Below are 21,567 nucleotides of genomic sequence, written 5' to 3' on the forward strand. Positions count from 1 at the left end.
CCCGGCCGGTGGCGCCACCGGCACCGACGTGACGCTGCCCGCCCTTGGCGAGTCCGTCACCGAGGGCACCGTCACCCGCTGGCTGAAGGCCGTGGGCGAAGAGGTCGCCGAGGACGAGCCGCTGCTCGAGGTCTCCACGGACAAGGTCGACACCGAGATCCCCTCCCCGGCCGCGGGCGTGCTGCTCGAGATCGTCGTGGGCGAGGACGAGACCGCCGAGGTCGGCGCCAAGCTCGCCGTCATCGGCGCCGCGGGTGCCGCTCCGGCGGCTGCGGCTCCGGCCGCCCCGGCCGCTCCGGCTCCGGCTCCGGCTCCGGCCGCGCCTGCTGCTCCGGCTGCCCCCGCCGCTCCGGCCCCGGCCCCGGCCCCGGCCGCGCCTGCTGCCCCGGTCGCGCCCGCCGCTCCGGCCCCGGTGGCCCCGGCCCCCGTCGCCCCGGCTGCTCCGGCCGCGCCCGCCGCGACCTCGCCCGCCGACGACGGCGCGTACGTCACTCCGCTGGTCCGCAAGCTCGCGGGTGAGCACGGCGTGAACCTCGCGGACGTCAAGGGCACCGGCGTCGGTGGCCGCATCCGCAAGCAGGACGTCATCGCCGCCGCCGAGGCCAGGAAGGCCGCCCCGGCTCCGGCCGCCGCCACGGGTTCTGCCGCTGGCCATGCCGCGTCGAAGGCCCCGGCCCTGGAGGTCTCTCCCCTCCGCGGCCAGACGGTCAAGATGACCCGCATGCGCAAGGTCATCGGCGACAACATGATGAAGGCGCTGCACTCGCAGGCCCAGCTGACCTCGGTCGTCGAGGTCGACATCACGAAGCTGATGAAGCTGCGCGCCAAGGCGAAGGACTCGTTCGCGGCTCGCGAGGGCGTCAAGCTCTCCCCGATGCCGTTCTTCGTCAAGGCCGCCGCCCAGGCGCTGAAGGCCCACCCGGTCGTCAACGCCCGGATCAACGACGACGAAGGCACCATCACGTACTTCGACTCGGAGAACATCGGCATCGCCGTTGACGCCGAGAAGGGTCTGATGACGCCGGTCATCAAGGGTGCGGGCGACCTGAACATCGCCGGTATCTCGAAGAAGACCGCCGAGCTGGCCGGCAAGGCCCGTGGCGGTGGCCTCACCCCGGACGACATGTCCGGCGCCACCTTCACGATCTCCAACACCGGTTCGCGCGGCGCCCTGTTCGACACGGTCATCGTGCCGCCGAACCAGGCCGCGATCCTGGGCATCGGTGCCACGGTGAAGCGTCCGGTCGTCATCAACCACCCGGACCTCGGCGAGACCATCGCCGTCCGTGACATGACGTACCTGTCGCTCTCCTACGACCACCGTCTGGTGGACGGCGCGGACGCCGCCCGTTACCTGACCGCGGTCAAGGCGATCCTGGAGGCCGGCGAGTTCGAGGTCGAGCTCGGTCTGTAGTCCTACCGCCCCGTAGGGCTGTAAGACTCGTCTCATCAGCGCGTACGCCCCCGTCCGGAGTCTTCCGGACGGGGGCGTCGCCGTATTGTCTAGGGGTCACCACGCCCTGGGGCGCTGCCCCTGCCGGAGGAGCCCACATGACCGCGCCCGTTGTTCACTCGCTGCGCGAACAGATCCGCGAGCACATCGTGGAGGGGATCGTCAGCGGGCGCTGGAAGCCGGGCGAGCGGATCGTGGAGCGCCGGATCGCCGTGGAGCTTGAGGTCTCGCAGACCCCCGTCCGTGAAGCTCTCCGGGAGCTCGAGACGCTGCGGCTCATCGAGTCCGCGCCCAACAAGGGTGTACGCGTACGCAACTTGACGGCGGCTGACCTGGAGGAGAGCTACCCGGTCCGTGCGGGCCTCGAGGCGATCGCCGCGGAGCTCGCGGCCGAGAGCCTGGCCGAGGACTGCTCGGCCCTCGAGCCCCATGTGGCCGCCCTGTACGAGGCCGACCGGGCCGCGGACGGCACCGCGCAGGTGCGGCACACGGTCGGCTTCCACCGGGAGCTGGTGCGGGCCGCGGACAACTCCGTGCTCCTGCACACCTGGGAGGGCCTCGGCATCGAGGTCTTCACCGCGCTGTCGATCCGCTGGCTGGGGACTGTGCAGCAGTCGTACGCGGAGGAGCACGAGGCCTTGGTGTCGGCCTTCCGGAGGCGTGACCCCGCGATCGCGGAGCTGGTGAAGGCGCACGTGCTCGGCTGCGCGCCGCGCGCCTGACGCCCCTCCCGTAGCGGTCCCGCTCATCCGTGGCCGCACCCCTGCAAACGTGCCCTCACCTGCGTAAACCCTTCAAATCCAAGGCACCGGGTGCCCGCTTTCCTGGCACCGGATGCCTACTTTCTGAATATGAAGGAGTTTTCGCCTTCAACCCTTTGATCGATCATCGATCACGGAGTTAGAGTCTTCGACGGGCCCTCACCAGAGCCCCAGCCCTGTCCTGCCAAAGACCTAGGGCACCCCCACCCCTTACCGAAACAGGGGACCCCCTCCGACTCAGGAAGGCGGCGACATGACCGACCCCTCCGCAATCCAGCCGAGCGAGCTCGACCAGCTCCCGGACCGCGACCCCGAGGAGACCGCCGAATGGCAGGCCTCCCTGGACGCCGTTACGCAGGCGGCCGGGCCGCACCGTGCCGCATACCTGATGCGCCGCACGCTGGAGCGCGCCGAGGGCGCGGGCCTGGCGCTGCCCAAGCTCCTTGAGACCGACTACGTCAACACCATCCCCACCTCCGCCGAGCCGTCCATCGACGGCGACGAGGAGATGGAGCGGAAGATCGCCGCGTGGAACCGCTGGAACGCGGCCGCGATGGTCACCCGGGGCAGCAAGCACGGCGTCGGCGGCCACATCGCCACCTTCGCCTCGGCCGCCTGGCTGTACGAGACCGGCTTCAACCACTTCTTCAAGGGCAAGGAGTCCGGGGAAGCCGCCGGATCGGGTGACCAGCTGTACATCCAGGGCCACGCATCCCCCGGCATCTACGCCCGCGCCTTCCTCGACGGCCGTCTGAACGAGACGCACCTCGACAACTTCCGGCAGGAGGCGGGCGGCAACGGCCTCCCCTCCTACCCGCACCCGCGCCGTCTGCCCTGGCTGTGGGAGTTCCCGACCGTGTCGATGGGTCTGGGTCCGCTCTCCGCCATCTACCAGGCGCGTTTCAACCGCTACCTCACCAACCGCGGCATCAAGGACGTCTCCGCCTCGCACGTATGGGCGTTCCTCGGTGACGGCGAGATGGACGAGCCCGAGTCGACGGCGGCCCTCGCACTGGCCGCGCGCGAGGGTCTCGACAACCTCACCTACGTCATCAACTGCAACCTGCAGCGCCTCGACGGCCCGGTCCGCGCCAACTTCCGCGTGGTGCAGGAGCTGGAGGCCCAGTTCCGCGGCGCCGGCTGGAACGTCATCAAGGTGCTGTGGGGCAACGCCTGGGACGAGCTGTTCCAGCTGGACACGACCGGTGCCCTCGTACGTCGCCTGCGCGAGGTGCCGGACGCCCAGTTCCAGACGTACGCGACGCGCGACGCCGCCTACATCCGCGAGCACTTCTTCGGCGCCGAGCCCGCGCTCGTCGCCCTCGGCCAGCTGCTCAGCGACGACAAGATCAGCGAGTGCTTCCACCTCTCGCGCGGCGGCCACGAGGCCCGCAAGGTCTACGCGGCCTACCGTGCGGCGCTGACCCACACGGGCACGCCGACCGTGATCCTCGCGCAGACGGTCAAGGGCTTCACGCTCGGCAAGGGCTTCGAGTCCAAGAACGCCAACCACCAGATGAAGAAGCTGACGGTGGACGAGTTCAAGGACATGCGTGACCTCCTTGAACTGCCCATCACCGACAGCCAGTTCATCGACGGCCAGGTGCCTTACGGCCACCCGGGCGCCGACTCCCCCGAGGTCCGCTACCTCCAGGAGCGCCGCGCGGCCCTCGGCGGTCCGGCCCCGGCCCGCCGCACGCAGCCCCTCGCGCCGCTGCCCGCCCCCGCCGACAAGGCCTTCGCCTCGTTCGACAAGGGCTCCGGCAGCCAGTCCATCGCGACGACCATGGCGTTCGTACGTCTCGTCAAGGACCTGATCCGCGACAAGGAGACCGGCAAGCGCTGGGTGCCGATCGTCCCCGACGAGGCGCGCACCTTCGGCATGGAGTCGCTCTTCCCGTCGCTCGGCATCTACTCGCCCAAGGGCCAGAACTACGAGCCGGTCGACCGCGACCAGCTGATGTACTACCGCGAGGCGAAGGACGGCCAGATCCTCAACGAGGGGATCACCGAGGCCGGGTCCATGGCGGACTTCATCGCCGCGTCGTCGTCGTACGCGACGCACGGCGAAGCCATGATCCCCTTCTACATCTTCTACTCGATGTTCGGCTGGCAGCGGACCGCCGACCAGATGTGGCAGCTCGGCGACCAGCTCGGCCGCGGCTTCCTCGTCGGCGCCACCGCAGGGCGTACGACGCTGACGGGTGAGGGTCTGCAGCACGCGGACGGCCACTCGCCGGTGATCGCCGCGACGAACCCCGCCGCGATGTCGTACGACCCTGCCTTCGCCTACGAGGTCGCGGCGATCGTCAAGGACGGTCTGCGCCGGATGTACGGCGATGCGGCCCCCGGTGAGGACCAGAACGTCTTCTACTACCTCACCGTCTACAACGAGCCGATGCCGCAGCCCGCGAAGCCCGCGGGTGTGGACGAGGGCATCGTGCGCGGTCTCTACCGGTTCAACACCGCCGAGACGGCCGGGCTCTCCCCCGCAGCCAACGCCGCGCGCATCCAGCTGCTCGGCTCGGGCACGGCCATCCACTGGACGCTTGCGGCGCAGAAACTGCTCGCCGAGGAGTGGGGCGTGGCCGCCGACGTGTGGTCCGCGACCTCCTGGACCGAGCTGCGCCGCGACGCCCTGGAGGCGGACGAGGCGATCCTGCGCGGCGAGGAGCGTACTCCCTACGTGCGTACGGCACTTGAGGGTGCGCAGGGTCCCGTGCTTGCCGTCTCCGACTACATGCGGCAGGTCCCCGACCAGATCGCTCAGTGGGTCGAGCAGGACTACTCCTCGCTCGGTGCGGACGGCTTCGGCCTCTCCGACACGCGTGACGCCGCGCGTCGCCACTTCGGCATCGACGCGGAGTCGATCGTCGTGGCCGCGCTGGCTCAGCTCGCCCGTCGTGGCGAGGTGCCCGCTGCCGCGGTGAAGGAAGCCCGGGCCAAGTACGGCCTGTAAGCCTTCGGCTTGTTGTGTGTGCGGGCCCCTGCCGGGTGGCAGGGGCCCGCGCCTGTATGCCCGCACCGGCATCATGGGTCCATGCGCGCTGCCCGCCTCATCAAAATGGTGCTGCTGCTTCAGGCACGGCCCTCCATGACCGCCGCCGAGCTTGCCGCCGAGCTCGAAGTGTCCGAGCGGACCATCACGCGGGACGCGCAGGCGCTGTCGGAGGCGGGTGTTCCGGTGTACGCCGACCGGGGCAGGACCGGTGGCTATCGGCTCATCGGCGGGTATCGCACGCGGCTGACGGGGCTCGGGCGCAGCGAGGCGGAGGCGCTGTTTCTGTCCGGAGTGCCGGGCGCACTGCGGGAGATGGGCCTTGAGGACGCGGCGTCGGCGGCCCGTCTGAAGGTGTCGGCGGCGCTGATGCCCTCGCTGCGGGACGCGTCGCAGAACGCCTCGCAGCGGTTCCATCTGGACGCGCCGGGGTGGTTCAAGGAGACGCCCGCTCCCGAACTGCTGCCCGCGATCGCGGACGCGGTGTGGGACGACCGCCGGGTCACCGCCCGCTACCGGCGCCAAGAGGCCGAGGTGGAGCGGGAGTTGGAGCCCTACGGGCTCGTACTCAAGGCGGGCGTCTGGTACTTGTGCGCGCGGGTTCCCGACTCCGGGGCGTACCGCGTGTACCGCATCGACCGGTTCGCCTCGGTCGCCGCCGGCGAGGAACGCTTCGTACGCGACGAGGAGTTCGACCTGCCGGGCTTCTGGGAGGAGCGGGCGGCACAGTTCGCGCGGGCGATCCTGCGGTCCGAGGTCGTGGTGCGGCTCTCCGAGGCGGGGGTGCGGCACCTTCCGTACGCCACCGATCCCACGTCCGCGCGCGAGGCGATGGAGTCGGCGGGCGAGCCCGACGCCGCGGGCCGGGTGCGCGTCACGCTGCCCGTCGAGAACGAGGACGTGGCGTTCACCCAGCTCATGGCGCTCGGGCCGGAGGCGGAGGTGATCGCGCCCGCTGGTCTGCGGGCGCGATTCACGCAGGCGGCGGCGCGGATGGCCGGGCTCTACGGCTCCTGAACCCTTGGTTTACCGGTAGCCGGTGACGTCGGCGGTCTTGCTCTCCTGGTCGACCTCCGTGAGGTAGCGCCAGGCGTCGGGGGCCGAACCGTCGACGTCCGTGAAGCCGTACTCCTTGGCGAGGCCGCCGCTGGAGAGCGACTTTCCGTTCCAGCGGGCCACCTCGGGGTCGGAGGCGAGCGCGGCGAGGGCGCGGCCCACGAAGGTCGGCGTCTCGGAGATCGCGAAGTGCGGGTTCTGCTTGCGGCCGTCGAGCCAGTTCTCCTCGGTGACCTTGAAGTGGGTGTCGAGCATCGCCTCGGAGCGCAGCCAGCCGGGGGTCAGACAGAGCGCCGTGCAGCCGTACTCCTTGACCTCCTCGGCGAGGCCGCGTGTCATCCGCAGCGGGGCCGACTTGGCCAGGTCGTAGTAGAAGGGCTTGCGGTAGTTGCTGCCGTTGTACTCCGCGGTGCCGTCGGTGACCTCGACGACCAGGCCGCCGGGGTTCCTGATGAGCAGCGGCAGCGCGTACCGGCTGGTGATGATGTGTGTCTCGACGCCGAGGCGCAGGGCGCGCATCCCCTTGTCGAGGTCGTGCTCCCACATCTTCTTGTCCCAGTCGACATAGCCGTCGCCGCCCCAGATGTCGTTGACCAGGATGTCGAGGCGACCCTGCTCCCGGTCGATCCGCTCGACCAGGGCTTCGACCTGCTCGGGCTCCAGATGATCGGTGGGTACGGCGATGCCCTTGCCGCCGGCAGCGTCGACAAGCTCCGCGGTCTCCTCGATGGTCTCGGTGGCGCGGCCGACCTCACTGGTGTGCTCGCGGGTCGTCCGTCCCGTCACATACACGGTGGCCCCGGCGCGGCCGAGCTCCACGGCCATGGCCCGGCCCGCGCCACGGGTGGCACCGGCGACGAGGGCGATCTTTCCGGTCAGTGCGTGCGGCAGTGCGCTTGTGTTGTCCATACTCCGAGGCTTCCACCCAATGCCGACATCTGCTGTCGGGTTTTCCATGGGCATGTGCACGCATAACGAGACAGTCGCATCCGCCGCACTCCGCGTGCGTACCCATCCCCCAGGACCGATGCTTGTCCCGTGATGGACGAGACGGAGTTCTGGGAGATCGTGGACCGCACCCGCGTGGCCGCCGAGGGCGACCCCGAGTACCACGCCGACCTGCTCACCGAGAGGTTGCTCGAACTCGAGCCGGACATGGTGCTCGACTTCGCCCGTCACTTCGAGGCGCGCTACAACCGCGCCTACCGCTGGGACCTTTGGGGCGCCGCCTGGATCCTGCTCGGCGGCGCGAGCGACGACGCCTTCGACTACTTCCGGTGCTGGCTGATCGGCCAGGGGCGTGAGGTCTTCGAGGGCGCCCTGCACGACCCCGACTCGCTTGCGGATCTCCTGGAGGACTTCGACGAGGAGATCGACGGTGACGGCGAGGAGCTCGGGTACGCCGCGGACGAGGCGTACGAGCAGCTCACCGGCGTCGTCACCCCCGACCTCGGCATCGCACCGGCCCCGCCGGAGCCGGAGGGCACACCGCTCGACTTCGAGGACGAAAGCGCGATGACACAGCGCTACCCGAAGCTCTGGGTTGCGTTCGGCGGCGTCGACTAGCCGTTGGCTTGACTGGCCCGCGGCCCGGGGCTGGCTCGTGGCCCTTGGCCCGCTGGCCCGTGGCCCGGCTGGCCCGTGGCCCGGCTGGCTCGTGCGGGGGCTTGGGCTCGTGCGGGGGCTCGGCTCGTGAATGGCTCGTGCGAGGCTCGGCCCGTGCAGGGCTCGGCCCGTGCAGCTCGGCTCGTGCGAGGCTCGGCCCGTCCGCTCGCGTTCCGCGTTATCGGCTCTGCAGTCTCGCCGCCTTCTCCCTGATCGCAGGGAGGGCAGCCGTCAGGGCCGCGCCCGGGCAGTACGTGTAGTAGCCGTCTTTGTGCGCGGAGATCGCCCGGAAGAGGCCGCTGCTGCCCGCCCGGTATTTGCTGAGGCTGTGTGTGGAGACCAGCCGCACCGTCGACCGCGGGTCGACGCCCGACAGCCCGAGCTTCCACGCGGCCAGCGCCGCCACCGCGTCGGTCATGGCCCGGGGAACCGGTGTCCCCTCCGTGAACGTCCCGATCGCCGCGATCCCCACCGACCCCCGGTTGAAGCCCTGCGTGTGCGCCCCCACCACGGCTCTGTCGATCCCGCCCGCCCTCCCCTCGTAGATGGTCCCGCACCGGTCGACCAGGAAGTTGTAACCGATGTCGTCCCAGTCCCTGCCCTCCGCCTGCCCCACGTACAGATAGCGGATGATGCGCGGGGCATCCGCGCAGTCGTAACCGTTCGGCGAGTCCGTGTGGTGCACGAAGACCGCGTCGACCCGGTCCGCGTACCGGGCGGGCGGCGGATCCTGCACCCCGTCGGCCAGCCAGTCGGCGCGGAGCACCACGGGAGGCTGCGCCGCCGGATGCCGGGCGGGCCGCCGCACCCGCGTCGCCGCCGCCGGCATCAGGGAGTCCCGCCCCTTCACGCCGACCGCCGCCCCGGTGACCCCGCCGAACTCCACCGGCCCGCCGGCCCACGCCGCTGTCCCCGGCCCCACGGACACCGCACATATCAGGAGCAGCGACACGGCCGCAGCCCCTGGCACACAGCACAGCACGACACGCGCCGCTCGGGCCGCCGGCGCCGACCGGCCTGCCGCCACCGCTCGGGCCCCCGCAGCACGCACCGAGGACGGCACGCGCCTCACGGGTATACCTCGGAAGACACGCATGGCCCGACTCTCCGCCCGGTCGGCCCCACCCGCGATCCGCGGTATGCCACTTGGCTGAACGGGCACCCGGCATGGATTGGCCGAGCGACACCCGGCGCGGCTCGTCCCGAAGCGGCTCCCGCTCGGACCCCGCCCGTGCCGCCGTCCGTCAGAAGTGGGTGCCGCCGTCGATGCGGACCTCGGTGCCGGTGATGAACTTGCCGTCCTCGGAGCCGAGCATCGCGACCACGGAGGCCACGGACTCCGGTCCCGCGAAGCCCTGGCCGATGGCCGGGGCGAGCTTCATGAACAGGCTCATGTCCGCGTCCTCGGGCAGGCCCGGGCCCACGCTCTGCCTGCTGGCGCCGCTGCCGTCGGTCATGCCGCTGGAGATGGAGCCGGGCTGGACGGCGGTGAAGCGGATGCCCTGCTTGCCGTACTCACTGGCCAGCGCGTGCGTCATGGACTGGATGCCGCCCTTGCTCGCCGCGTACGCCGCCATGTACGGGTGCGCGAACATCGCGGACGTGGAGCTGAAGTTGACGACCGCCGCGCCGTCGCCCTGAAGCAGGGCCGGTATCGCCTCGCGGATCACCAGGAACGTACCGACCAGGTTGACCTGGATGACGCGGTTGAAGGAGTCCAGGCTCGTCTCGTGCGTGTGCGAGGAGCGGAGCACACCCGCCGCGTTCACCAGTACGTCAAGGCCGCGGCCGCCGAGCGCGGTGACCGCCGCGGCGACACCCTCGCGCACCGAGGTCTCGTCGGAGATGTCGACGACAAGCGTGGTGAGCCGGTCGGCCGCCGCGCCCGCCTTCTCGACGGTGTCCTTCAGGCCGGCCTCGCTGACGTCGGCGGCCACGACCTTGCCGCCCTCCTCGAGGATCCGCAGGACGGTGGCCTGGCCGATGCCCGAGCCGCCACCGGTGATGAGTGCGCGACGGCCTTCGTAGCGGTTCATGAAATTGCCTCCGATCAGCTCCGGGCCCCCGGGTCCGTCGATGGCCCCGGCCCTCCCGGTCTCATTTCAATGTACGCCCGAGTGGCATGTTTTGCCATGTCGACAATTCATGTATCAGGGTGATGTCCACGCGTAGGCTGCGGGCGTGAGCACCCAACCGACGCAGCCATCGCAACCGTCGCTGACCGAGCGCCGCAAAGCGGCCACGCAGCTCGACATCGCCCGCGCCGCCGCCGAGCTCTTCGCCGAGCGCGGCCCGGACGGCACCACGGCCGAGGAGATCGCGGGCCGGGCCGGGGTGGCACTGCGCACCTTCTACCGGTACTTCCGCAACAAGCAGGACGCGGTCGGCCCGCTCCTCGCGGGCGGCGGCGCCCAGTGGCGCACCCACCTGGCCGGGCTCGACCCGGCCGCCGGGGTGGCGACGGCCCTGGAGCGGTCCATCGCCGACGCGCTCACCGCGGCGGACGACCGCGCCGTCGAGTCCCTGGAGTGGACGCGGGGCCTGCTGCGCGCCGCGCAGGACGATCCGGCCCTGCGTGCCGTCTGGTACCGCGTGAACCAGGAGTCCGAGGAGCAGCTGGTCCCCGTGCTCGCCCGGCTCGCCGGGGACGCCGCCGACCCACTGGACGTACGCCTGGCGGCGGCCGCCGCCACGGACGCCGTCCGCCTGGCTCTGGAGACCTGGGCCGCCACGGACGCGCCCGCCGAAGGACCCGGCTCCCCCGCAGCCCTCGCGGTGCACTGCCTGCGGGAGCTGACGGGCGGCCTGCGGCTCCTCGCCGCTCCCCAGAACCCGCAGGTTCCCCCGGCTCCCCCCGCTCCCCCGGCTCCCCGCGCCTAGAGCTCCACCGCGAACGCCAGCAGCGCCACGTCGTCCCCGACCCCGCCGGAGAACCGCACGAGGTCCCGCCAGACCGCGGACGTCAGCACCGCCGGGTTGTCCCACACCTCCACGGGGAACGTCGAGAGGCGTTCGGCCAGCGGATAGAAGGCGCCGGACGCGTCCCGCGCCTCGGTCACCCCGTCGGTGACCGCAAGCAGCCGGTCACCGGGCTTCAGCGCCACGCTCACTTCCTCAGGCGGCGCGACACCGGCGATCCCCAGACCCAGCGGTGGTCCCGGTGCCACATCGAGCTCCTCCACGGTGCCGCCGCGCAGCAACAGCGGCGGCGGGTGACCGCAGGAGACGAGCCGCACCTCGGCGGCGTCGTCGCGGAACTCCAGGAGCACGGCGGTGGCGAAGAGTTCGGCGTGTTCGGCCTGCTCGGAGTCGACCACGAGACGGCGGTCGAGCCGTCCGGCCACCCCCTCCAGGTCGGGCTGGTCGAGCACCGCCTCCCTGAAGGCGCCGAGCAGCGAGGCGACCGTGCCCACGGCCTCCAGACCGTGCCCCTGCACATCGCCGACAAGGGCCCGTACGCCACACGGCCCCTTGCGTACGTCGAAGAGATCGCCGCCCACCAGGGTCCCGCCCTGTGCCGCGCGGTAGAGCCCGGCGCAGCGCACCGGGCCCACGCGTTCCGGCAGCGGCGGAAGGACGGCGAACTGGGCGGCCTCCGCGACGGTGCGGACGGTCACGAGCTGGGCGTCGCGCCGGCTGCGCACCCAGGCGAACACGATGCTGAGCAACGCCGCGAAGGCGACGGTCAGCAGATCGCTCTCCCCGGGGCGGCCGAGACCGAAGCCCGGCAAGGAGAGCAGGATGATCACGATGCCGCCGAAGAGGGCCGTGGCGGACGCGCCGTACGAAAGCGCCGCCATCGGCGGGACGGCCGCGAGCAGGAAGCTAAGGTCGACCGCCTCCGGGGTGGCCAGCTGGATCACGCAGATCGCGGCGAGGAGCAGCGGCGGAGCCCCGCGCACCCAGCGGGGCCGCGGCGCTTCGCGCAGCCGGCTCGGCTCCTCGCGGTCCCGACGACTGGCCGCGGCCCTGATCATCGGTTCGCTCCTTCCGGGTTACCTCTTCACGCTCCTACGCGCGCGTGGCGACCGCACGCCGGGCCGGTCCTTCAGGGGGCCGGTCTCCGGTGCGTCAGGGAGTGGTGCGTCAGAGGGGGCGGCCCATCAGCACGTCGTCCACGTAGGCACCGTCCAGGAGGAACTCGCCCGGCAGCACTCCCTCGACCACGAACCCCTCGGACTCGTAGAGCGTCCGGGCCGGAGTGTTGTGGCCGAGGACCCGCAGGGTGATGCGCCGCGCGCCCTGCCGTCGGGCCTCCTCCACCACGGCCCTGACCAGGCCACGCCCGATGCCCTTGCCGCGCGCCTTGTCGGTGACGGCGAAGCCCAGGATCTGGCGTACGTGGGCGTTGGCGAGCAGGGGCGTGGGATAGCCGAGCCTGATGTACCCGACGACCTCGCCGTGCAGTTCGGCGACCAGATGGTCGTGGGGGCCGAAGCGTTCGTTGAAGAAGGGCGGATGTGGCGGCTGCGGCGCCGGCTGCACCGCGTGCAGCGTGGACCAGGTGGCGCGGTCGATACGGCCGAGGGCTTCTTCGTCGTCCGGCAGAGCGGTGCGTATGTGCATATCCGGCATGGGCGCAACTGTACGGCGGCCCCCTGAGGCCCCGAGGTGCGATTTCACGGCAGGATGGCTCCATGGAGCCCACCGAGCCCAGGAAATCAGCAGCGTCGGCGTCGTCAGGGCGACGGCTGCGCATCGCGGTCGCCGGTGCGTCCGGCCTCATCGGGACGGCGCTGACCCGCGCCCTCGCCGACGACGGACATGAGGTGGTGCGGCTCGTGCGGCGCGCACCTCGTACGAAGGACGAGGTGCGCTGGGACCCCGAGGAGGGGTACGTCGACACGGCGGGGCTCGCGGGCTGCGACGCGCTGGTCAATCTGGCGGGGGCCGGGGTCGGCGACCACCGCTGGACGGACGCGTACAAGCAGGAGATCCGCGACAGCAGGGTCCTCGGCACCGCGACGCTCGCCGCCGCCGCTGCCGCGCTCGACGAGCCGCCGCGGGTGTTCCTGTCCGCCAGCGCGATCGGCTACTACGGAGACACCGGTCAGCGCGCGGTGGACGAGAGCGCACCTCCTGGAGAGGGCTTCCTGCCGTCGCTGTGCGTGGAGTGGGAGGGCGCCGCGGCCGCCGCCCAGGACGCCGGCATCCGCACGGTGTTCGCGCGCAACGGCCTGGTGGTGGCGCGTGAGGGCGGCGCCTGGGGGCGGCTGTTCCCGCTCTTCAAGGCGGGGCTCGGCGGACGCCTGGGCAACGGCCGCCAGTACTGGAGCTTCATCTCGCTGCACGACGAGGTCGCCGCGCTGCGCCACCTCCTGGACCGGGACGACCTGTCGGGGCCGTTCAACCTGACGGCGCCCGATCCGCTCACCAACCGTGAGGTGACGGCCGCGATGGGTCGGGTGCTGCACCGGCCCACGTTCTTCACGGCTCCGGAGCCCGCGCTGCGGATCGTGCTCGGCGAGATGGCCGGTGATGTGCTCGGCAGCCAGCGGGTACTGCCGACCCGGCTCCTGGAGTCCGGATTCTCGTTCGCGTTCCCCGGCATCGAGGAGACGATCCGCGCGGCACTGCGGCGATGACTCCGCGCGGCATCAAGGCAACGACGGCACGCCCCTGATCGCCGTGCGACCGTCGTGCGACCGTGCCCGGTCGATGCGCGACTGCCGCTGGCCGGTCCGGCTCCTACCCTCGTGCGGAACTCGGGTATTCCGGAGCCCTGTTGAGGGCATGACGTCCCCAGCAGCCGCGCAACCTCGGGGAGGGGCACGTGCTAGACCCTGCGCACCAAGCGGATGTCGTCGTCGTGGGAGCGGGGGTCGCGGGACTGGCGGCCGCCCACCAGCTGACCAGCGCCGGTGTAACGACCGTAGTCCTGGAGGCCGCCCCTTACGTCGGCGGACGGATGTCCACGGAGAAGGTCGACGGGTTCCGGCTCGACAGGGTCGGTCAGCTGCTCACCACGTCGTATCCCGAACTGCGTCACACGCCGGCGCTCGACGCCCTCGTGCTGCGGCCCTTCGCCCCCGCCATCCTGGTGCACAGCGACGGCCGGCACCACCGCGCCGTCGAGCCCACGAGCACACGGGGCGCAAGGGGCGCACTCACGACGGCGCGCGCCCTCGCGAGCGCCCCCCGAGTTCCGCGAGCCACGAGGACCGCGCCCCGCGCCGCCCCGCTCGGCGGCGCCCTCGACCAGGCCCGCCTCGCCGCGGCGCTCGCCAGGCTCGCGGCGACGCCCGTGGAGCGCATCCTCGCGCGCCCCGAACTCCCCGCGGCGGACGCCCTCTTCGCCCGCGGCCTGCCGCCGCGCACCGTCAACGGCTTCCTGCGCCCGCTGCTCTCGGCCCTCCTGTGCGACCCGGACCTGACCACGTCGAGCCGGTGCGCGGACCTCGCCCTGCACTCCTACGCGCGCGGCCGCCTGTGCCTGCCCGAGGGCGGCGCCGAAGTGGTCCCCGAGCTCCTTGCGGCCGCGCTGCCGCCGGGGACGGTGCGCACCGGCGTACGCGTCACCGACGTGTCCACCACCTCGGTCACGACGGCGGACCACGGCGAACTGCCCTGCCGCGCCGTCCTGCTCGCCACCGACGCCCGTGCCGCCGCCGAGCTCCTGCCCGGCCTGCGCGTGCCGTCCTTCCACCCGGTGACCGTCCTGCACCACGCCGCGCCCGAGCCGCCGCTCGCCGAGCCCGCGCTGCTGCTCGACGCCGACCGCTCGGGCCCTGTCGCGCACACGGCCGTCGTCAGCCACGTCGACCCCTCGCGCGCGCCCGCGGGACGCGCCCTCATCTCCTCGACGGTCCTCGGCCCGCCGCCCGACGAGCGGGCCGTCCTCGCCCATCTCGCCGACCTCTACGGCACGTCGACGGCCCGCTGGGAGCCGCTCGCCGTCCAGCACACCCGCGAGGCCGTGCCCGCGATGCCGCCCCCGCACGACCTGCGCCGCCCGGTGCGGCTGCTCTCGGGGCTCTACGTGTGCGGGGACCACCGGGACACCAGCACGGTGCAAGGGGCCCTGCACTCGGGGCGCCGCGCGGCGCGGGCGGCGCTCGCGGACTTCGGCGTGCACCCCCCGTACGGGGCGAGTCCTCTGCCGCTCGCGGCCTGACGCGCCTCTGAGTCGCCCCCATCCATCCGATCTCTGGGCCACTCCCCCGGAAGCCCCCGTGCCCCCACACGGGGGCTTCCCCCCTCCCGTACGCCATCTTCGTACGATCAATGGGACCTCACCCACCCCTGCAACTTCCCTTGCCACACCGGTATCCCACAGCTACGGTCCCACCGGATCGCCAAGCCGCGGGAGGACTCGCATGCGTCGCACCATGCCGGTGATATCGCTCATCCTCGGCCTATTCATGGGAGGTCTCTCTTTGCCAACCGCCACAGCCGCCGAGGACACCTCAGTCCCCTCCGTGGTCCCCCGCCCCACCGACTGGACCGCGCTCGACGGCCGTACGCAGATCACCGAACGCACCCGCATCCTGATCGACCCACGGACCGAATCCACCACCGCGCTCCCCTCGGGACGCAGTGAACTGCCGGGCCCCGCACGACAGTCCGTACAGCAGCTCGCCACCCAGCTCCGTACGGAGATCAAGCAGGTCACGGGCATCACACCCCGCATCAGCGACGACACGGGGCGCCCCGCCGACGGCGACATCACGCTCGGCCTCACCGCCGACGGCCAACTCGGCGCCGAGGGCTACGCCTTCGACAGCGCGAGCCCGATCCGCATCAGGGCCGCGTCCACCCACGGCCTGTACTACGGCACGCGCACCCTCCTCCAACTCCTGCGCGCCACCGACACGAAGGACCACCGCGAGGTCCCCCGCGCCCGCTCCACCGACCGCCCCGCGCAGGCCGTCCGCATGGTCCATCTCGACGCGGGCCGCAAGTACTGGAAGATCTCCTACCTGGAGAACCTGATCCGCAGGATGGGCGACCAGAAGCTCAACACCCTCTTCCTGCACCTCTCCGAGTCCGAGGGCTTCCGCCTCTACAGCCCCAAGTTCCCGGGCCTCGCCGACCCCGAGCACAGCTACAGCCGCGCCGACATCGAGCACCTGAAGTCCTTCGCGGCCCGCCACCACGTCCAGCTGATGCCCGGCCTCGAACTCCCCGGCCATGCCACCGTGATCAGCGAGGCCTTCGGCATCGGCTTCGGTTCCGGCGCCAACGCCTGCACGGGGGCGCACACGCACTCGCATCTCACGCCCGACTGGATCATCGACATGACCAGCGACAAGGCGGTCGCGAAGTCGAAGGAGATCGTCGACGAGTTCGCGGGCTGGTTTGACGCGCCGCTCTTCTCGATCGGCGCGGAGGAAGTGCCCGGCCAGCTGGCCGAGTGCCCGCGCGTGAAGGACTACCTCGCGTCGGCCCCCGACGTCTCCACCCTCGGCGACCTGCTCAACCGCTACATCAACACCCTGGACGACGTGGTCGCTTCGCACGGCAAGCGCACCGCCGTCTACAACGGCTCCGAGCACCTCACCGCGCCCCAGCAGAAGGTGCACGCCCCCGTCGTCTTCCTCACCTGGGAGGGCACGGGCGCCGAGCCCGCCATCCCCGGCCACGACGAGATCGCCATCGGCCCGTTCTACGACACCCCGAACAACTACCACCACCTCTACCCGGACGAGCCCTGGATGTACGACAGCTGGGCCCCGAACACCGACCCCGACATGCTCGGCTCCGGCCTCACCAACTGGGCGGACTACAACTTCTGGGCCGACGACGGCTACTTCGAGAAGAGCATGGCGGGCGCCCGCGCGATCCTCGCCGACCGCGCCTGGAACAAGTCCGCGACACCGGACACGCTCGCCGACTTCAGGGCACGCGCCGCCCGCATCGGAGACCCTCCGGGAACGACGCCCGCGCCGGTCCCGCCGCGCGTCGAGGGGCGCCCCAGCCACCACTGGACCTTTGACGACGCGTCGTACCCGAGCGGCTGGACGTACGCGGGAAGCCCCGGCAACACGATCTTCGCCGAGGACACGGCGGGCGCCCTGCCCGGCACCTCCTACATCATCGACAACCCGACGCCCGTGCCCGGCGTGCGCGGTCAGGCCTGGCGCTTCGACTCCGACCGGGACGGCGTGGGCTTCGGCGGTCTCGACGTCGCCGAGCCCTGGACGGTGTCGGTCCGGGTCCGCCCTTCGGCCCGGACCACCGACCAGGTGCTCCTCAGCTCCAAGGCGGGCGCCCTGAAGCTGATGCAGCACGGCACCGGCAAGGTCGGCTTCACGCGCTACGGCTCGGCGGACCACAGCTTCGACTACACCGTTCCCCTGGACCGCTGGACACGACTGACCTGGGTGACGACCGAGGGTCGCACCACGTTGTACGCCGAAGGAGAGCGGGTCGGGTCGGTCGCGGCGTCGATCCCGCTGCCGTTGCGGTCCATCGGGACGGAGACCGCGAGCCTGCGGGGCGACCTCGATGAACTGACCACGTGGGACGAGGCGTTGAGCCCGGAGGCGGTCGCGCGCCTGAAGTGACGTACAAGGAGCGACGTGTAAGGGGCGGGGCACCAAGTGCCCCGCCCCTTACTTCTTACGTCGCGCCACGTACCGGCGGCCCCGGACTCACCCCAGCGCCGCCACCTTGTCCCGGTACCCCCGCACCGGTGCCGCGTCGCGGTACGGCTCAAGGCGCCGCTCGAAGTCCCGTACGTACTCGACCGCGCGGACGCTCCGCATCTCGCCCGCCGCCTGCGCCGCCTCCGCGCCCAACTGGCAGGCCTGCTCCAGCTCGCCCAGGGCGAGGCGCGCGGAGGCGAGCACCACCCGGCAGAAGAGCCGACTGCGGGCATAGCCGGCGCCCCGCAGCTGAAGCGAGCGCTCCGCGTGCTGGGCGGCCACCCGGTACTGCTGGAGGTCCCGGTGGCAGTGGCCGAACTCGTCCGCGAGCTGAGCCTCGTCGAAGAACCGCGCCCAGTAAGGGACCTCGTCACCGGGCCGCGCGGTTTCGAGCGCACGCTCGGCCCGCACCATCGACGCCGTGCACGCCCGCACCTCCCCGAGCACCCCGTGCCCCCGCGCCTCCACGGAGTGCAGCAGGGCCTGCACGACGGGCGGCGCCGCGGAGCCGACGCCCTGCTGCGCCACCCGCGCCAGCTGGACCGCCTCGCGCCCGTGCCCGAGGTAGACGGCCTGGCGGCTCATCGTGACCAGGACATAACTGCCGTACGCCCGGTCCCCCGCCGCCTGCGAGAGGCGCAGCGCCTGGACGTAGTACCGCTGGGCCAGGCCGTGCGCCGCGATGTCGTACGAGGTCCAGCCCGCGAGCCGGGTCAGGTCTGCGGCGGCCGCGAAGAGCCGCCGCCCGGCCTGCTCGCCGTAGCTGCCGCGCAGCATCGGCTCGGCCTCGTGCTCCAGATAGCGCACGAGCGCCTGCCGGGCGTGCCCGCCGCCGTACGCGTGGTCGAGCGCGCGGAAGAGCTCGCCGACGGAGCGCAGGGCGGCGATGTCACCGCTGCTCACCTTCGCCCCGGCACCGCGCTCGGGCTCCTTGCGCTGACGCGGTATGGCCGGACGCCCCTGCGAGGGCACGCGGAGGCCTCCGGTGCCGTGGTCGCCGCGGCCCACCCGGTCGTCGGCGCGGCCGATCAGCCAGTCCCTGCTGGGGACGACGAGCCCGGCCGGGGTGAACGCGATCTTCCGCAGCTCGGCATGGCTCCCGGAGTCCTTGCGCCAGAGCCCACCGACGATGTCGATGGCCTCCTCGGGTGTGGCCGCGAACTCCAGCCCTGCGTACACCGGCGCGCACGCGTCGAGCCCCAGGTCCTGGGCGGACAGGCGCCGGCCGAGCCGCCGGGTGAAGACCTCGGCGATCAGGGCGGGCGTGGTGCCGCGCGGCTGCTGCCCGCGCAGCCAGCGGGTCACCGATGTCTTGTCGTACCGCAGATCGAGACCGTGCTCGAGCCCCAGCTGATCGACGCGGCGCGCGAGCCCCGCATTGGAGAAGCCGGCTTCTGAGATGAGCGCGGCTAGCTGGCGGTTGGGCGTGCGCTGCGGAGGTCGTTCCGTCATCAGCTGTGCGGTCTCCTGCCTTTCGGGCGTTGCCTTGAGCAGCCCTTATGGCTCTGTGAACGGCGTGAATGTAGCCGCCCTCAACGCCCTCATCGCGACCTTCGACCTGCATTCATCCGATCGTGTGAGGATTGACCGGAGGACTGACGGGAATCTGCTGCCCGTACAGTGGCTCGGGGCGCGATATGTGCACGGTGAAGGTTTTAGGGAGGCACTTGCCGTGAGTGAGATTGAGTTCGTCCGGCTGGGCTTCGGCCCGGACTCCGTCGAGTACCAGGAGGCCTGGGACGAGCAGCGCCGCGTACACGCCGCCCGCTTCGCCGACGAGCTCCCCGACACCTGCCTGCTCCTCGAGCACCCGCCGGTCTACACGGCGGGCCGCCGTACGGACCCCAGTGAGCGCCCGCTGGACGGCACCCCCGTCATCGACGTGGACCGCGGCGGAAAGATCACCTGGCACGGCCCGGGCCAGCTCGTGGGCTACCCGATCCAGAAGCTGCCGCGCCCGGTGGACGTCGTAGCACATGTGCGCCGTCTGGAAGAGGCACTTATCCGTACGTGTGCGGAGTTCGGCCTGGAGACCTCGCGGGTCGAGGGACGCAGCGGCGTATGGGTTCTCGGCGACCCTGTGGAGAAGCGCCCGGCGCTCGGCGGGCTGAACCTGGACTTCGACCCGCGGGTCGCGGACGAGGAGTTCGACCCCCGGCTCAACGGCCCGGAGTACGCACCGTCCAACGCGGGCCAGCGCCGCGAGGACCGCAAGATCGCCGCGATCGGCATCCGCGTCGCCAAGGGCGTGACGATGCACGGCTTCGCGCTCAACGTGAACCCGGACAGCACCTGGTTCGACAAGATCATCCCGTGCGGCATCCGCGACGCGGGCGTGACTTCGCTCTCGTACGAAATGGGCCGCGAGATCACGATCGCCGACGTACTGCCTGTCGCCGAGCGGCATCTGCGGGACATCCTGGAGAACGCGGAGCTCAAGCCGCGCCTCATCGAGAGTGCCAAGCAGCCCGAGGCCGAGAAGGCCACCGCCTAGGGAATGCACCCCGTCGGCCAGAGGTTGGCCGAACGTAAGCCCAACGACATCACGGGCGTACCCTGATGTACGCCGAAGAATCGAAGCTACAGGGAGCCGATGTGTCCGCAGTCGCACCCGACGGACGCAAGATGCTGCGCCTGGAGGTCCGGAACGCTCAGACCCCCATCGAGCGCAAGCCCGAGTGGATCAAGACCCGGGCGAAAATGGGCCCCGAGTACACCAAGATGCAGAACCTCGTGAAGAGCGAGGGTCTGCACACGGTCTGCCAGGAGGCGGGCTGTCCCAACATCTACGAGTGCTGGGAAGACCGCGAGGCCACCTTCCTCATCGGCGGTGACCAGTGCACCCGGCGCTGCGACTTCTGCCAGATCGACACGGGCAAGCCGCAGGCCCTGGACCGCGACGAGCCGCGACGCGTGGGCGAGTCCGTCGTCACGATGGACCTGAACTACGCCACGATCACCGGCGTCGCCCGCGACGACCTGGAGGACGGCGGCGCCTGGCTGTACGCGGAGACCGTGCGCCAGATCCACGCGATGACGGCGGAGCGCGCCGAGGGCAAGACCAAGGTCGAGCTGCTCATCCCCGACTTCAACGCGGACCCCGACCAGCTGGCCGAGGTCTTCTCCTCGCGCCCCGAGGTCCTCGGGCACAACGTGGAGACCGTGCCGCGCATCTTCAAGCGCATCCGCCCCGGCTTCCGCTTCGAGCGCTCGCTCGAGGTCATCACGCGGGCCCGTGAGGCCGGTCTGGTCACCAAGTCGAACCTCATCCTCGGCATGGGCGAGGAGCGCGAGGAGATCAGCGAGGCGCTGCACGCCCTGCACGACGCGGGCTGCGAGCTCATCACGATCACGCAGTACCTGCGCCCGACTCCGCGCCACCACCCCGTGGAGCGCTGGGCCAAGCCGGCGGAGTTCGTGGAGCTGAAGGAGGAGGCCGAGGAGATCGGCTTCTCCGGGGTCATGTCCGGGCCGCTGGTCCGCTCCTCGTACCGCGCCGGGCGCCTGTACCAGATGGCGATCGAGAAGCGCGGTTCGTACGTGGCGGCGCAGGCGGTCTGATCCGGGCGGGCCCGGTCGTCCGAACCGGGCGAGCCGGTGGTCCGATCCGGACGAGCCGGTGGTCCGAACCGGACGAGCCAGGTGGTCCGAACCGGACGACAGGCCGACTGTGTGAATCGGCGCACAAGCGGCTACCACCGAGTAGAGGCTGATATGACGCGGCCCATACGGTCCCCGCAGGTGAGGGGACCGTATGGGCCGCGTCAGCGTTTTGCGGCTCAGCGTCAAGGCTTCATCGGTGTTTGACCGGTCGGTCACGCCCTGGTAACACCAATCAGTGACCCTGGAATTACCCCACGTACAGCCCTACCCATAGCCGCTCAGGAGGGCCCCACCATGCAGGCCGCGCCCGTACGCGCCACCGCCATCCCGTCCGTCACCGACGCACTGCGTGCCGTCGAGTCGCTGCTCATGAGCGGCGGCCAGCGCACCGCACGCCGCAACGCCTGGACGTCCGTGCTCGACGACCGGCGCCGCGCCAAGGACCGGGCCGAGGCGCTGCGCGTGCTCGAAGAGGCGATGACAACCCGCACGTCGTAGTCACTT

The 21,567-nt window shown here is 71.4% G+C and carries 18 protein-coding genes; 12 read left to right on the forward strand and 6 right to left on the reverse strand.

Annotated elements, in window-relative coordinates:
- The 4 genes from sucB to AB0O76_RS32910 all read left to right on the forward strand — a co-directional run.
- A partial coding sequence (sucB, locus tag AB0O76_RS32895; protein WP_365498772.1) for a 2-oxoglutarate dehydrogenase, E2 component, dihydrolipoamide succinyltransferase occupies positions 1-1,414 on the forward strand: 1,414 nt, incomplete at its 5' end.
- A gap of 137 nt (positions 1,415-1,551) precedes the next feature.
- Positions 1,552-2,175 carry a GntR family transcriptional regulator gene (locus tag AB0O76_RS32900; RefSeq protein WP_135328877.1) on the forward strand — a complete coding sequence of 208 codons (624 nt, stop codon included), beginning with the start codon at positions 1,552-1,554 and terminating at the stop codon, positions 2,173-2,175.
- A 292-nt stretch (positions 2,176-2,467) separates the two neighbouring features.
- Positions 2,468-5,173, forward strand: coding sequence for a pyruvate dehydrogenase (acetyl-transferring), homodimeric type (aceE, locus tag AB0O76_RS32905; protein ID WP_365498776.1), 2,706 nt, complete (start codon positions 2,468-2,470; stop codon positions 5,171-5,173).
- An 81-nt stretch (positions 5,174-5,254) separates the two neighbouring features.
- The gene (locus tag AB0O76_RS32910; RefSeq protein ID WP_365498779.1) at positions 5,255-6,229 is read left to right on the forward strand and encodes a WYL domain-containing protein; all 975 of its coding nucleotides are present in this window, start codon (positions 5,255-5,257) and stop codon (positions 6,227-6,229) included.
- Positions 6,230-6,238: 9 nt separating this feature from the next.
- On the opposite strand, the gene AB0O76_RS32915 is transcribed toward AB0O76_RS32910, so the two are convergent.
- On the reverse strand, positions 6,239-7,177 hold the full coding sequence (locus AB0O76_RS32915; RefSeq protein ID WP_365498782.1) for an SDR family oxidoreductase: 939 nt from the start codon (positions 7,175-7,177) through the stop codon (positions 6,239-6,241).
- A 132-nt stretch (positions 7,178-7,309) separates the two neighbouring features.
- On the opposite strand from AB0O76_RS32915, the gene AB0O76_RS32920 reads away from it, so the two are divergent.
- Positions 7,310-7,834: a DUF4240 domain-containing protein gene (locus AB0O76_RS32920; RefSeq protein ID WP_365499114.1), complete on the forward strand. Its 525-nt coding sequence runs from the start codon at positions 7,310-7,312 to the stop codon at positions 7,832-7,834.
- A 217-nt stretch (positions 7,835-8,051) separates the two neighbouring features.
- Here the strand turns inward: AB0O76_RS32920 and AB0O76_RS32925 are convergent, their stop codons facing one another.
- Positions 8,052-8,825 (reverse strand): peptidoglycan recognition protein, encoded by a 774-nt coding sequence (locus AB0O76_RS32925; protein WP_365498785.1) that lies wholly within the window; start codon positions 8,823-8,825, stop codon positions 8,052-8,054.
- A gap of 292 nt (positions 8,826-9,117) precedes the next feature.
- Positions 9,118-9,909, reverse strand: coding sequence for an SDR family NAD(P)-dependent oxidoreductase (locus AB0O76_RS32930; protein ID WP_365498788.1), 792 nt, complete (start codon positions 9,907-9,909; stop codon positions 9,118-9,120).
- A 145-nt stretch (positions 9,910-10,054) separates the two neighbouring features.
- On the opposite strand from AB0O76_RS32930, the gene AB0O76_RS32935 reads away from it, so the two are divergent.
- Entirely contained in the window at positions 10,055-10,753 is a 699-nt protein-coding gene (locus AB0O76_RS32935) for a TetR family transcriptional regulator (protein WP_365498791.1), read from the forward strand.
- Here the strand turns inward: AB0O76_RS32935 and AB0O76_RS32940 are convergent.
- On the reverse strand, positions 10,750-11,850 hold the full coding sequence (locus AB0O76_RS32940; RefSeq protein ID WP_365498794.1) for a PP2C family protein-serine/threonine phosphatase: 1,101 nt from the start codon (positions 11,848-11,850) through the stop codon (positions 10,750-10,752). The genes AB0O76_RS32935 and AB0O76_RS32940 overlap by 4 nt on opposite strands.
- Positions 11,851-11,959: 109 nt before the next feature.
- The gene (locus AB0O76_RS32945; RefSeq protein WP_365498797.1) at positions 11,960-12,448 is read right to left on the reverse strand and encodes a GNAT family N-acetyltransferase; all 489 of its coding nucleotides are present in this window, start codon (positions 12,446-12,448) and stop codon (positions 11,960-11,962) included.
- Between the two features lie 62 nt (positions 12,449-12,510).
- Between AB0O76_RS32945 and AB0O76_RS32950 the strand changes: the two genes are divergently transcribed.
- The 3 genes from AB0O76_RS32950 (at position 12,511) to AB0O76_RS32960 (ending at position 17,379) form a co-directional block, all read left to right on the forward strand.
- Positions 12,511-13,458: a TIGR01777 family oxidoreductase gene (locus AB0O76_RS32950; protein ID WP_365498800.1), complete on the forward strand. Its 948-nt coding sequence runs from the start codon at positions 12,511-12,513 to the stop codon at positions 13,456-13,458.
- Between the two features lie 188 nt (positions 13,459-13,646).
- Positions 13,647-14,987: an NAD(P)/FAD-dependent oxidoreductase gene (locus AB0O76_RS32955; RefSeq protein WP_365498803.1), complete on the forward strand. Its 1,341-nt coding sequence runs from the start codon at positions 13,647-13,649 to the stop codon at positions 14,985-14,987.
- Between the two features lie 262 nt (positions 14,988-15,249).
- On the forward strand, positions 15,250-17,379 hold the full coding sequence (locus AB0O76_RS32960; protein WP_365498806.1) for a family 20 glycosylhydrolase: 2,130 nt from the start codon (positions 15,250-15,252) through the stop codon (positions 17,377-17,379).
- Positions 17,380-17,466: 87 nt separating this feature from the next.
- Here the strand turns inward: AB0O76_RS32960 and AB0O76_RS32965 are convergent, their stop codons facing one another.
- On the reverse strand, positions 17,467-18,912 hold the full coding sequence (locus AB0O76_RS32965; RefSeq protein ID WP_365498809.1) for a regulator: 1,446 nt from the start codon (positions 18,910-18,912) through the stop codon (positions 17,467-17,469).
- A gap of 220 nt (positions 18,913-19,132) precedes the next feature.
- Here AB0O76_RS32965 and lipB point away from each other — a divergent pair, with 220 nt between their 5' ends.
- The 3 genes from lipB to AB0O76_RS32980 all read left to right on the forward strand — a co-directional run bounded on the left by lipB (position 19,133) and on the right by AB0O76_RS32980 (position 21,561).
- On the forward strand, positions 19,133-19,954 hold the full coding sequence (gene lipB, locus AB0O76_RS32970; protein WP_365498812.1) for a lipoyl(octanoyl) transferase LipB: 822 nt from the start codon (positions 19,133-19,135) through the stop codon (positions 19,952-19,954).
- Between the two features lie 101 nt (positions 19,955-20,055).
- A complete protein-coding gene (locus tag AB0O76_RS32975) occupies positions 20,056-21,021 on the forward strand; it encodes a lipoyl synthase (RefSeq protein WP_266867766.1) in 966 nt (321 codons plus the stop codon).
- A gap of 336 nt (positions 21,022-21,357) precedes the next feature.
- Positions 21,358-21,561, forward strand: a complete 204-nt coding sequence (locus tag AB0O76_RS32980) for a hypothetical protein (RefSeq protein ID WP_135328862.1) — start codon at positions 21,358-21,360, stop codon at positions 21,559-21,561.
- Positions 21,562-21,567 lie beyond the last annotated feature (6 nt).

Origin of the sequence: Streptomyces sp. NPDC086554 (assembly GCF_040686095.1) — a bacterium.
GTDB lineage: Bacteria > Actinomycetota > Actinomycetes > Streptomycetales > Streptomycetaceae > Streptomyces.